Source organism: Micromonospora sp. BQ32 (assembly GCF_059358895.1).
Map to the genome: position 1 here is coordinate 208,683 of NZ_JCADBI010000001.1, position 14,417 is coordinate 223,099.

The 14,417-nt window shown below is 67.0% G+C and carries 3 protein-coding genes; all 3 read left to right on the forward strand.

All coding sequences use genetic code 11. From position 1 onward, the window contains the following. The first annotated feature begins 409 nt into the window (after positions 1 to 409). Genes AC5L30_RS00890 through AC5L30_RS00900 form a run of 3 tightly spaced genes read left to right on the forward strand, consistent with a single transcriptional unit; the run spans position 410 to position 13,766 of the window. Complete coding sequence (locus AC5L30_RS00890; RefSeq protein ID WP_494864503.1) at positions 410 to 6,661, forward strand: protein kinase domain-containing protein; 6,252 nt, start codon at positions 410 to 412, stop codon at positions 6,659 to 6,661. Between the two features lie 50 nt (positions 6,662 to 6,711). Continuing rightward, positions 6,712 to 9,645, forward strand: a complete 2,934-nt coding sequence (locus AC5L30_RS00895) for a DEAD/DEAH box helicase (RefSeq protein WP_494864505.1) — start codon at positions 6,712 to 6,714, stop codon at positions 9,643 to 9,645. After that, entirely contained in the window at positions 9,645 to 13,766 is a 4,122-nt protein-coding gene (locus AC5L30_RS00900; protein ID WP_494864506.1) for an Eco57I restriction-modification methylase domain-containing protein, read from the forward strand. Before AC5L30_RS00895 ends, AC5L30_RS00900 begins: the two co-directional genes overlap by 1 nt. Positions 13,767 to 14,417 lie beyond the last annotated feature (651 nt).

The window sequence follows — 14,417 nt, forward strand, 5'->3', positions numbered from 1 at the left end:
TGACTTCAGCACAGGCTGGATCCCCGATCGGCTGCCGTGTTCGTCGGTTCTGAGGTAGATCCGTCTACTTCAGATGTCCTGGTCAGCCAACGGCGATCTTCTGCAGCGCTCGATGTTCTAATCGCGCGCGGTCGAAGCTAGCCGCTCCTAAATGGGGCTGAGCCGAGTCAGCGCCGCCCTGAGAGCATTGTCAAGACCTCGACGTTCGGTTGATCATCTCCGCCAACCAGATGATGTAACCCCGCACAGGGCCCGACGCATACTCCACGGACGACATCGCGAACATTGTTCTGAGAAGCGGTGGATCCCGCTGTAGTCCTGTTCACGGGACCGTCGTCAGCTGGAAGGCGGCCGACATCCCGAAGATGAGCAGCACTCCGCCGTGCACAACGAGCTGGGGGCGTCGAGAGTGACGGGGACGAGCGACTGGGTGGCGGGCCGGTTTCGGCTACAGAGCGCCATCGGCAAGGGCAACATGGGCGAGGTCCACCGGGCCGAGGACATGAACGCGGAGGAGGGCTCTGCCGACCGCATCGTCGCGTTGAAGCTGATCCTGCGCAGTCGCGCCGGCACCAGCATCGAAACTTCCGCCGACAGCGAGGCAAAGCTGCGTTTCGAGCGTGAGGTGCGCATCATGCGCAGACTGAGCCACCCCAACCTGCCGCGGATCGTCGCCGGGGCGGTCGGGCCGGATGTATTGCCGCACATCGCGATGGAGCTGCTGGACGGCGAAACCCTGCGGGATTTGGTCTCGGAACACCCGCAGTTGCCCATCTCGTGGGTCGCGGCGCTCGGTGCGCAGATTGCCGACGGATTGTCTGCCGCGCACCAAGCGGACGTGGTGCACCGCGACCTGAAGCCGTCCAATGTGATGGTGGTCCGCGGCGGGGCGGTCAAGGTCCTCGACTTCGGCATGGGCCGGATCCTGGACGACGCCGGGGCCGGCAAGGTCACCAGCACCAACGTCACCGTCGGTACCGCCCGCTACATGGCACCCGAACAGTTCCTCGCCGCCGCCGTCACCCCGGCTGCGGACCTGTACGCGCTCGGCTGTGTCCTGTTCGAACTGCTGACCGGTGTGCCGCCCTTCCTGAGCGAGTCGTCCTACAAGCTCGGGCAGAAGCACCTGCATGAGGCCGCTCCCTCGGTGCGGCTGCTGCGGTCGGACGTCCCGATCGTCCTGGTGAGTCTGATCGACCAACTCCTCGCGAAGGATCCTGAAGGACGGCCGGAGAACGCCGCAGCGGTGCGTGAGGTGCTCCTGCCTTTCGCCGGGGGCACGGAGACGGTCGCTGGTTGGGAGCCCTTCGACCCGGTGCGATTCCTCGTCGCCGGCCAGGAGACGGTTGTCGCTGCGGCGCTCGCCACCTCGACGAAAGAGGGGGTGCTCGCCCGTCCAGATGGCGCCGGGATGGACGTCTTCGGGGTGCATGAGCAGCTCATCAAGGACTACCGGGCCTTCACCCACGGCGGTACCACCATCCGCGATGACCGGATCGCGACCTTCGTCGAAGACGACCTGAACAATAAGTCGCAGTGGCCGGAACCCTGGGTCTCGCTCAACCCGTTCTTCGCCTCCGGCGGTTCGATCCTGGAGCTGGTCAGTCAGGGCGTGCTGCACGATGAGTGCGCCCGGATTTTCCAGGCCCGCAAGAGCCCGGGTGGGACGAGGTGCGACGGCCGCCCGCTCACCCTGCACCAGCACCAACGAGAAGCGATCGAGAAGGCCCAGTCCGGTGCGTCGTACGTGCTGACCACCGGCACCGGATCCGGCAAGTCGCTGTCGTACATCGTGCCGATCGTGGACCGGGTGCTCAGGGCGCGCCAGCAGGAAGGGCCCAAGGCGGCGAAGCAGGTCCGGGCGATCATCGTCTACCCGATGAACGCGTTGGCGAACAGCCAACTCAAGGAGCTCGACAAGTACCTCCAGGACGGCTACGGGCCCGGCCGCGAGCCGGTCACCTATGCCCGGTACACCGGCCAGGAGAGCGACGAGCGTCGCAGGGAGATCCGCGACAGTCCGCCGGACATCCTGCTCACCAACTACGTGATGCTGGAGTTGATGCTCACCCGCCCCGACGACCGGCGGTCGTTGATCAAGATGGCGAACAATCTTGAGTTCCTCGTCTTCGACGAGTTGCACACCTACCGTGGCCGCCAGGGCGCTGACGTCGCGTTGTTGATTCGCCGGGTACGGGAGGCGTGCCAGGCCCAGCAGCTCCAGTGCGTGGGCACCTCCGCCACCATCTCCAGTGAGGGCACCGCCGACGACCAGCGGTCGGTGGTTGCCCGGGTCGCCACCACCCTGTTTGGCATCGAGGTCACGCCGGCCAACGTCATCGGTGAGACCCTGATCCGGGCTACCGGCGATGCCCCCGGCACCGTGTCAGCCGAGCGGCTGCGTGCCCCTGGCGCTCCACGTGCCTACGCCGACCTGGTGAAGGACCCGCTCGCGCGTTGGATCGAAACCCGATTCGGCCTCGCCGTCGAGGCCCGACGGCTCGTTCGGCAGAAACCGGCCAAGATCGAGGACGCCGCGATCGAACTCGCCGTCGTTAGCGAACTCACCGTCGCCGACTGCAAACAGGCCATCCGCCGGACCCTGAAGGCCGGATCGGAGGCGCGGCACCCGGTCACCGAGCGCCCGCTGTTCGCCTTTCGACTGCACCAGTTCCTTTCCAAGGGCGACACCGTCTACGTCACGATCGAGGACGAGCTCACCCGCCACCTGACCCGCGACTACCAGCTGGTCCTGCCTGGCTCGGACGGCAAGATTCTCCTGCCGTTGGCCTTCTGCCGAGAGTGCGGTCAGGAGTACCTGACGGTGTGGCGGACAACCAGAGACGGCGACGCTGTCTACGAGCCACGCCGAGACACCATCGCGACGGGCGGCCACGCCACCGACGGCTACCTCTACATCGACTCGGACCGTCCCTGGCCGGAGACCGTCGACCAGGCCATCGAGCAGCGGCGCATTCCTGAGTCCTGGCTGGAGGTCGACGAGCACGGGCAGGAGACAGTTCGCGCCAACTACCGCGACCGGCTGCCTACGGCTATCACGGTCGACCCGTACGGAAACGAGGGGCGGGGGGCGCTGAAAGCCGCGTTCATCCCGTCGCCCTTCCTGTTCTGCGCGCATTGCGCAGTGAGCTACGAACAGACCAGGGGCAGGGACTTCGCCAAGCTCGCCACGCTTGACCAGGAGGGGCGGTCGTCTGCGACCTCGCTGGTTTCCGCTTCCATCGTCCGGTCGTTGCTCAGCGCACCCGCGGAGGCGCTGGACAAGAAGGCGCGCAAGCTGTTGACGTTCGTCGACAACCGGCAGGATGCCTCGCTGCAGGCCGGCCACTTCAACGACTTCGTGCAGATCACCCAGCTGCGTGGCGCGCTCTACCAGGCGACGGTGCGAGCCAGGGAAGCCGACGCGGACGGCATCACCCACGAGGAACTCGCCGTGCAGGTCACCGAGGCCCTTCGGTTGGAGGTCGGCGACTACGCGCGGGGCGAGGACCTGCCGCCGCTGATGGCCAAGAACGCGGCCAAGACGCTGCGGGACGTCGTCGCCTTCCGCCTCTACCTCGACCTGGAGCGAGGCTGGCGGATCACCATGCCCAACCTGGAACAGACCGGGCTCCTGGAAATCGACTACCAGGACCTGGACTGGCTCGCGGGCAACCAGGACCGCTGGTCGAAGGCGCACGAGGTGTTGCGCCAGGCCGAGCCCGAGCGGCGTGCCGAGATCATGCGCGCGCTGCTCAACGAGATGCGGCGGGCGCTGGCCATCGACGTGCAGTACTTCCGGGACGACTTCGACATGCTCCAGCGTGCCAGCGAGGAGCGGCTCGTCGACCCGTGGGTGCTGTCGTTGAGCGACAGCCCCAAGGTCGGCACCGCGTACCCGCAGTCATCCGGGCGTGGGATGGACCGGTCGGGGCTGTTCCTCTCCGGCCGGGGCAAGTTCGGCAAGTACCTGCGACGGGTGCACTTCACCGAGCTGACCGTCTCCGAGGCGCAGGAGGTCATCGCCGACCTGCTCAAGGTGCTCGCGGCTGCTGCTCTGGTCACCGAGATCGAGGCCGCGCCACAGCGGGCGGGACGCTTCCGCGGCCCGGTCGGCCCGCGAACCACCGGGTACCGCGTCTCCGCGGCGTCGCTGATCTGGCGAGCCGGCACCGGCGAGGCCGGCAGCCACGACCCGCTCATCCGTACCTTCGCCACGGGCGAGGGACCGCAGGTCAACCGGTTCTTCCAGGATCTGTATCGGAGCGCGGCCGGCACCCTGGCCGGGCTTGCCGCCCGAGAGCACACCGCCCAGGTGGACCCGACGGAGCGGGAGAGGCGTGAGGAGCTCTTCCGCAAGGCGGAGCTGAAGCTGCTCTACTGCTCGCCCACCATGGAGCTCGGGGTCGACATCTCCGAACTCAACGCCGTGATGATGCGCAACGTGCCACCCACGCCGGCCAACTACGCCCAGCGCAGCGGCCGGGCCGGCCGGTCCGGGCAGCCCGCGCTCGTGACCACCTACTGCGCCACCGGAAACAGCCACGACCAGTACTACTTCCGCCGCTCGGAGCGGATGGTGGCCGGTGCTGTCGCCCCGCCCCGCCTCGATCTGGCTAACGAGGACCTGGTGCGCTCGCACGTGCAAGCGATCTGGCTGGCCGAGGCGGGGATCAAGCTGGGGCGGGCTATTCCCGAGACCATCGACATCAGCTACCCGGAGGATTCGCGTCTGCCGAATCCGGCGCTGGCGTTGCGGGACCACCTCGCCGCCGCGCTGCGTGACACGCGGTCGCAGGAACGAGCGGCCCTCGCCGCTCGCCGGGTGTTCGCCGCGCTGCTCTCCGAGTACGCGCAGTCGAGCTGGTGGGACGACCAGTGGATCGAGGACACGGTCCGCACCACGCCGGAGCGCTTCGACGACGCCTTCGACCGGTGGCGTGGACTGTTCAAGGCCGCCCTGATCGACCAGGCGGAGCAGAACCGGCGGGTGCTGGACCACACCCTGTCCGAGCGGGACCGGCGGATCGCCGTCGGCCGCCGCAAGGAGGCTGAGACGCAGCTCAACCTGCTCAAGAACGAGAGTGTCGACAGCAAGTCGGTGCTGTCTGACTTCAACCCGTACCGCTACCTGGCCAGCGAGGGGTTCCTGCCCGGCTACTCGTTCCCGCGGCTGCCGCTCGCTGCCTATGTACCCACCACCGGCCGCCGGTTCGGCGACGGCGACTACCTCCAGCGCCCCCGTTTCCTGGCCATCCGGGAGTTCGGCCCGGGCGCGTTGATCTACCACGAGGGCGCTCGCTACCAGGTCACCCGCATCCAGCTACCGCCGGACGCGGCGGGTGACGTGGGCACCAGCGAAGCGCGCCGGTGCGCGCACTGCGGCTACCACCACGACGCGAAGGAGAGGGCCGACCGCTGCCAGATGTGCGATGAGCCGCTGGGGGAGATGACCACCGGGCTGCTGCACCTGCACACCGTCTACACCAAGCGTCGGGAACGCATCTCGTCCGACGAGGAGGAGCGCCGCCGGGCCGGTTTCCGGCTCGTCACCTCGTACCGTTTCCACGACCACGGCGCCCGTCCGGGCCGTAGGGACGCTCTCGTCTCCGACGCCGTCGGGGGACTGGCAACCCTCTCGTACGGTGACTCGGCCACCGTGCGGATCACGAACGTTGGGCGCGTGCGGGCAAAGACCGACGAGTCGGACGGGTTCTGGCTCGACCCGGCGGACGGCCGATGGATGAACGAGCGGGACGCCGGCGAGGCGTCCGGCGACTCCAGCGAAATGCCGGTCGTCGACGCTGACGGCAACGAGAAGCGTCGCAAGAAGCGGGTCATCCCGTACGTGGAGGACCGACGCAACATCCTCGTCCTGAAGCTCGACGAGGCACTGACGGAGGACGTCGCGCTCTCCCTGATGTACGCCTTGGAGCGGGGCATCGAGGCGGCATTCGAGCTGGAGGACTCGGAGCTGAACACCGAGCTGCTGCCCCCGAACGAAGGCCCACGGGAGCGGATCCTGTTCACCGAAGCTGCCGAGGGCGGCGCGGGTGTGCTCCGGCTGATGCAGGCCGACCCGACCGCCCTTGCTCGGGCGGCAGCTGAAGCGCTCACCATTTGCCACTTCGCGCCGGACGGAATCGACCTCGGCGGTCCGGCGAAGGACCGTCCCTGCGCTCTGGGTTGCTATGAGTGCCTGCTCACCTACGGCAATCAGCTCAACCACCGGTCCATCGACCGGCACAGCGTGCGTGACCTGCTGCTGCGCTTCGCCGCCGCAACCGCCGCCCCGACTGGTCAGGGCGAGTCCCGCACCGAGCAGCTTGAGCGGCTGACCGCCCAGTCGGACACCGCGCTGGAGGCGAAGCTCATCACCTGGCTCAAGCAGCGCGGCCTGCGACTACCCGACGAGGCGCAGACCCTGGTCACCGAGGCGTTGGCCCAACCCGACTACGTCTACCGGCTGCCCGGGGCGACCGTCGCGGTCTTCGTCGACGGCCCCGTCCACGAGTACGAGGCGGTCGCCCAGCGCGACCGTGATGCCGAGGAGCGGCTCCGCGACGCCGGCTGGGACGTCATCCGCTTTCCGCACGACGCCGACTGGGCCGCCATCGCGGCGGAGAACCGGTACTGCTTCGGCACCAGCGCCACCGGCTGACCCCTCAGCCCACCCCACAACCACACATCACGACGCGCGAGGAACCCCTCATGACCACCTCCTTCAGCGCCGGCACGCTGGTCTCGGCCCGAGGCCGCGACTGGGTCGTCCTGCCGGAAAGCGCCGCCGACATGCTCGTGCTGCGCCCCCTGGGCGGCGCGGACGACGACATCGCCGCCGTCTTCCCCGCCTTTGAACACGTCACTGGCGCCCAGTTCGCGGCCCCGTCGCCCACCGATCTTGGCGACGCCCAGGCGGCGGGTCTGCTGCGGTCGGCGCTGCGGATCGGCTTCCGGTCCGGTGCCGGCCCGTTCCGCTCGCTCGCCGGCATCGCCGTCGAACCGCGCGCCTACCAGCTCGTGCCGTTGATGATGGCGCTGCGCCAGCAGACCGTCCGGATGCTGATCTCTGACGACGTCGGCATCGGCAAGACGGTCGAGGCGGGCCTGATCGCCAGTGAACTGCTCGCCCAGGGCAGCGCCCGCGGGCTGGCCGTGCTCTGCGCGCCCGCGCTGGCCGAGCAGTGGCAGGCGGAGCTGCGGACCAAGTTCGGCATTGACGCCGAACTGGTCCTCGCCTCCACCGTCTCCCGGCTGGAACGCGGCCTCGACCTAGGCCAGTCGCTGTTCGACCGGCACCCGCACGTCATCGTCTCCACCGACTTCATCAAGTCGACCCGGCACCGCGACGACTTTGTCCGGCACTGCCCCGACCTGGTCATCGTCGACGAGGCACACACTTGCGTCGCGGCTGACGACACCACCTCGGCGCAGAACCAGCTTCGCTTCGAGCTGCTTCAGCGCGTCGCCGCCGACGCCCAGCGGCACCTGCTGCTGGTGACCGCCACCCCGCACAGCGGCAAGGAGGGGGCCTTCCGCAACCTGTTGGGTCTGCTCAAGCCGGAACTGGCCAGTGTCGACCTGGGCTCGGACGCGGGCCGTCGGGCGCTCGCCCCGTACTTTGTGCACCGCAAGCGCGCCGACGTGCGGCAGTACCTCACCCGGGAGGACGGGCTGTCCGACGATAGCCTTAAAGAGGAGACGTCGTTCCCCGCCGACCGGCTGTTCAAGGATGAGACGTACAAGCTTTCCCCGGTGTACCGGGCGTTGCTCGACGACGCCATCGCGTACGCCAGCGAACGGGTGACCGCCGCAGACAGCAAGGGCCGGCGGGAGGCCCGGATCGCCTGGTGGTCGGCGATCGCCTTGCTGCGCTCGCTGGTGTCGTCGCCGCGTGCCGCCGCGCAGACCCTGCGCACCCGCTCGGCGACAGCGGCGGCCCACAGCCCGGAGGAGGCGGACCGGCTCGGCGCGCCGCTGACCAGCGACTCCTCCGACAACGACGCCCTGGAAGGGCTGGACGTGGCACCCGGCGCGGAGGCCGCCGAGATCGAGCACGCCGGGGGTCGGCTCGCCGAGCTGGCCGAGCAGGCGGCCAAGCTGGAGGGCCCGACCGACGACCGCAAACTCGCTGCCCTGGTCACCCACCTGAAGGCGCTGCTCAAGGACGGCTACCACCCGATCGTCTTCTGCCGCTACATTCCCACCGCCGAGTATGTCGCCGAGCACCTCGACGGCAAGCTCGGCAAGAAGACCGTGGTGCACGCGGTCACCGGCACGCTCTCCCCACAGCAGCGCATCGAGCGCATCGAGAAGCTCGCCGAGGCGGCCGGCGACGACCCGGCCGCCCGCCGGGTGCTGGTCGCCACCGACTGCCTCTCCGAGGGCGTCAACCTGCAACACCACTTCGACGCGGTCGTCCATTACGACCTGGCCTGGAACCCCACCCGGCACGACCAGCGGGAAGGCCGGGTCGACCGGTACGGCCAGAAGCGCAGCGTCGTCAAGGTCATCACGCTCTATGGCGGCGACAACGGCATCGACGGCAAGGTCCTCGACGTCCTCATCCGCAAGCACCGGCAGATCCGCAAGGACCTCGGCGTCTCTGTCTCGGTGCCTGACGAGGCATCCTCCGGGGTGACCAACGCGATCGTCGAGTGGGTGCTGCGAGGCCAGCAGGTCGAACGCGGTGAGCAGGGCAGCCTCTTCGACGCCGACGAGTACCGCGCCATCGACAAGAAGGCCGCCACGCTCGCCGCCGACTGGCAGTCCGCCGCTGAAAGGGAAAAGACTTCGCGCTCCCGCTTCGCCCAACACAGCATTCGGCCCGAGGAGGTGGCCCGCGAGGTCGCCGCCGTCCGCGACACCCTCGGCCGCGCCGGGGAGATCAAAGGATTCGTACGCCGGTCGCTGCGTGCCCTCGACGGTGTCCTGCGCGACGCGCCAGGCGGCGCTGGCGACTTCACCGCGGAGGTTAGCGGCACCCCGGCCGGCCTGCGCGACGCGCTCGCCCCGGTGCTCGGCGGTGACGTCGTCGAGTTGGGCCGTCCGGTCCGGTTCCGCAACATGGCGGCCGTCGCACGAGGCGAGGCCGCCCTGGTCCGCACCGACCCGGCGGTGGTGGCGCTCGCCGGGTATGTCCTCAACGCCGCCCTCGACGAGCAGGCCACCGGCCCCCGCCCGGCCCGCCGCTGCGGCGTCATCCGCACCCGGGCGGTTGTCGGCCGGACCACCCTGCTGGTGGTTCGCTACCGCTTCCACCTCACCCTGCCGTCGCGCACCGGCACCCGGCAGCTCGTCGCCGAGGACGCCCGGCTGCTCGCCTTCGCCGGCGCACCCGCCAACGCGACGTGGCTCGCCACCGACGACGCTCTGACGTTGCTCGACGCCACCGCCGACGCCAACACCGACCCCGGCTTCGGCGAACGCAGCATGCGGCGGGTCCTCGATGAACTGCCCGCTGTCGCCGATTACCTCACCGCCTACGGCGAGGAACTGGCCGGCGAACTGCTCGCCTCGCACCGCCGGGTGCGCAGCGCCTCCGGCGAGATCGTCCGCGGCCTCAGTGTCACCGTTCAGGACCGCCCCGACGTGCTCGGCACCTATGTCTACCTGCCCGCCCCCACCGCAGGAGCTGTCGCCTGATGTCCGCCACCGCCCGCAACCAGGTCTTCACCGCTGTACACACCATCGGCGGTCTGCTCCCCGCCGACATGTTGGTCCGCATCGCCGAGGGCAAGGACGTCACCGGTACCAAGCCCGCCGACTACCGGGTGGTCGGCGCCCGTTCGGTACGCGACGACGCCGAACGCCACTGGGACTATCTCAAGTCGGTGTGGAAGGACCTGCGGGGCGCGCTGCCCGCCGCCCCGGAGGCCGAAGCCCCCGCCGACCCCACCGGACGCGCCGTCACGCAGTGGCTCGAACCGTTGTTCAACGCGCTCGGCTTCGGTGTCCTCACGCCCATCGGGGCCACCGGCATCACCTCCGACGACGGCGGCAAGACCTTCCCGATCAGCCACCGCTGGCAGCACGTTCCGATGCACCTGGCCCCGTGGAACGCCACCCTGGACAAGCGCCCCGTTGCCGGAGGCGTCCCGCCGCAGTCGCTGATGCAGGAGTGCCTGAACCGCTCCGACGCCCACCTGTGGGGAGTACTCACCAACGGCCGGCAGCTGCGGCTGCTGCGCGACTCCAACGCCCTCGCCACCGCCGCCTACGTCGAATTCGACCTGGAGGCCATCTTCGATGGTGAGCTTTTCAGTGAGTTCGTCCTGCTCTACCGGCTGCTGCACGTCTCCCGCTTCGCGGTGGGGGAGGGGACGGCACCGTCAACCTGTTGGCTGGAGAAGTGGCGCACCGAGGCGATCTCCTCGGGCGTGCGCGCGCTAGAACAGCTCCGCAAGGGCGTCCAGGAGGCGATCACCATCCTCGGCACCGGCTTCCTGCGCCACCCCGACAACCAACGGCTCCGCGAGGACTTCGACGTCCAGGAGTTCCACAACGCCCTGCTGCGCCTGGTCTACCGGCTGCTGTTCCTCTTCGTCGCCGAGGACCGCGAGGCGCTGCATCCGCCGGGCACCAGCGAGGTAACCCGTGACCGGTACGCGCGGTACTTCTCGTCGGCCCGGCTGCGCGCGCACGCCCGCCGCCGTCGAGGCACCGCCCACGCCGACCTGTACCGGTCGCTGTGCATCGTGATGGACGCCCTCGCCGACGTAAACGGCCGCCCCGAGTTGGGCCTGCCCGGCCTCGGCGGCATCTTCGACGGCAAGCTCGGGCTTATCCCCGCCGCCACCGAGGACGACAGGAAGGATCCGCTGTATGGCCTGTCGCTGGGCAACGAACACCTGCTGACCGCCGTCCGGCACCTGTCGCAGGTGCGCGACACGAGCAGCCGCCGCTGGCGGACAGTGGACTACCGGCACCTCGACGCCGAAGAGCTGGGCTCGATCTACGAATCCCTGCTGGAGTTGGTGCCGAAGCACAGCGCCGTCGATCGCACCTTCGAGCTGGTCGAACTTGCCGGCAACACCCGCAAGACCACCGGCTCCTACTACACTCCGGCCTCACTGATCGAATGTCTGCTGGACTCGGCGCTCGACCCGGTGATCGACGACGCGGTCAAGCGCGGCGAGGTAGCAGCCACCGCCAACGGCCAGCCCGACCCGTCCGAGACGATCGTCAACGAGCTGCTGTCGCTGACCGTCTGCGACCCGGCCTGCGGTTCCGGCCACTTCCTGGTCGCAGCGGCCCGCCGGATCGCCAAGCGGGTCGCGGCCGTGCGCGAACGCAACCCCGAGCCCACTCTCGACGCGGTACGCCACGCCCTGCACGAGGTCATCGCCCGCTGCATCTACGGCGTCGACCTCAACCCGATGGCAGTCGAGTTGGCCAAGGTGTCGCTGTGGCTGGAGGCGCTGGAGCCTGGTAGGCCGCTGAGCTTCCTCGACGCCCACGTCAAGTGCGGCAACGCGCTGATCGGGGCGACGCCCGCACTGCTCAAGCGCGGCATCCCCGACGAGGCATTCAAGCCCATTGAAGGCGACGACCAAAAGTTTGCCAAGGCCCTGGAAAAGCAGAACGCCCAGCAGCGGGCGAATCAGGGCAGCCTCTTCGATCTGGACACCGAGGCGAAGGTCGCCAACACACTGTTCGCGCAGAACCTTCGCCGCATTACGACGGCCCCCGCCGACACCCTCCGCGATGTTCGTAGACAGGCGTCTGCATATCGGCTCTGGAAGACTGCCGCCGAGTACGCCCGCGCACTATATGTTGCTGATTCCTGGTGCGCGGCGTTCGTGTGGAAGAAGGCGCCGGACGCCCCACCCGCGATCACCCACGATGTCTTCCGTGCTCTGGAGGACCCGATTGCCTCGGCGGCGTCGCAGACCACTCATGACGAGATCGCCTGGCTGCGCGACCGGTATCGGTTCTTGCATTGGCACCTGGAATTCCCTGATGTCTTTCAGGTGTCGGAGCATGACTCAAGTATTGATCCCGCCACTGGTTGGATCGGTGGGTTCGACTGTGTGCTGGGAAATCCACCCTGGGACAGTGTGGACTTCAAGGAGCAGGAGTTCTTTGCGCAGCGTGTCCCAGCAATTGCGGCAGCAACCAAAGCTTCCGCTCGCAAGGAAGCTATTGCCGAACTGAAGAATTCTCCAGATACGCGGCATTTGTTTGACGAGTACGAATACGCCAAGCGCCACATCAATGCCGAAAGCCATTTCCTGAGGCGCTCAGGGCGAGTCCCTCTAACGGGCCAGGGCAATATAAACACTTATTCAGTATTCACTGAGGCTGGCCGCATCCTTTTGAATCCGAGGGGTCGGGCAGGGGTCATCGTCCCAACGGGAATCGCGACTGACGTCCGAACTCAGTACTTCTTCAAGGATATTGTGAGGAATGGGTCGATAGCTGCACTCTATGATTTCGAAAATCGAAACGGGCTATTCCCTGCGGTCGACTCGCGAATGAAGTTTTGCATCCTGTCGCTAACTGGTACGGCGACGTACGAGGCTCGCGCTAAATTCGCCTTCTTTCTCCATGATCCGGCAGACCTTACGGACCGCCTCATTACACTCAGCCCCGAAAATATCGCAATCCTGAATCCCAATACGGGCACCTGCCCGATTTTCCGCTCTGTGCGCGACGCCGAGATCACGATCGAAATATATCGCCGCCTCCCCATTCTTGTCGAACGTGGGGCTCAGGTGCGGAACCCGTGGGGCATTCAAACTATGGATATGTTCCACATGGCTCACGACTCCGCATTGTTCCGCAATCGGAACGAACTCGAATCCGACAGCTGGCGTTCCGACGGCAACCTATTCGTCAAGGGGGTGGCCAGAATGCTCCCGTTGTATGAAGCGAAGATGGTTGATTTCTTTAATCATCGTGCTGCCGACGTCGTGAAAAGTGAGACTGCCACAAAGCGGCAGAATCAGCCCAAGTACTTGTCAGTCAGGGAGCTTGATTCGGCAAGTCGAAGTGCGCTGCCCTTCAATTGGGTTGACGAGGTGGCCGTAAACAAAAGACTCGGCGCATATCACTGGAGCAAGGGCTGGCTCCTCGGCTATTGCGACGTGACCAGTGCGACTAATGAACGCACTGCGATCCCAGTAATCTTCCCGCGTGCTGCCGCCGGTCACACACTCCCTCTGATTCTTTCTTCCCAAGAGCCCGAACTTCTTGTCGGCCTCTACGCATGCCAGGCATCCTTCGTGTATGACTATGTAAGTCGTCAGAAGATCAACGGCGTGCATATGACGGTATCCATCATGCAGCAGCTTCCTGCTCCTTTGCCGGAAGTAATTGCAAGGCATATCCACTTCTTGTCTCCCCGAATCCTGGAACTCACCTACACCGCGGACGATTTGCTGCCCTTGGCCTCCGATGTTGGCGACGACGGCCCGCCTTTTCGGTGGGACGAAGATCGCCGAGGAGTCATCCGCGCTGAGCTGGATGCCTTTTTCTTCCACCTGTACGGGACGGCTCGAAATGACGTGGATTACATCATGGACACGTTCACGATCGTCAAGCGCAAGGACGAGGCGAAGTATGGCACCTACCGGACGAAGGAGCTGATCCTCGCCGAGTACGACAGGATGGCCGCTGCCAGCGTAAGCCCGGCCAATCCACTTGTCGACGGAGGAAACTTCACCTCAACCCTCATGCCCCCGCCCGGACAGGGCCCTCGTCACCCAAGCGGCTCCCAGGTGGCTTCAACCTTCCGCCACCATTCGGCGAGGGCGAAGGATTAGGCGAGGCAAGATTTAGACCCTATCATCATCGTGGAACTGTCGAGCGGAGCACCGCCCCTTCGCCGCCAGAATCCTGCGCAACAGGTTGGCTTTCGGTGAGGAGTGCACGCCGGATGGACTCGGATTCCACGACGCCTTCGAGTAACGGCAATTTTTTCCCCTGGACCCCAAGCCGCTGCGCGCAGAGCGAATGGACTCGACACCGCCGAACCGAAGATCCTGGTTGGCATTGCCCGGGTGCAGGATGTGTCGCCGGCCTATTCGGGCGAATAGCTACGGGTTGCGTCGACCGCCGAAATGGTCATTCCTGGCGGCGCCGCGTTCGACGACGGGCCGGAAGCCCTTTGCTGACATCGATCCGTCGGCATTCGGCGGCGTTCGTTGGCTACTCGGACTGCCATGGGCCTTGTCCGGCCGGTCGTCGAGGGCCGGTCGCCCATCGAGGTGGCGCGCGTTGGCCCCTGCGCGCCCGCCCAACTGACGTCGTTTGAGCCGCAGTGGCTCCGGGCGCGGCCGACAGGGTCGTCACCGGATGCTGACGTATTTCCGACAGAGCGACGATCGTTGGTGGCTCCGGTGAGCTGAACCCGGCCTTCGATGACGTTGGGCTAAGCGGTGACGCCGGCGCGAGAAATACGGCGTCTCGTCTCC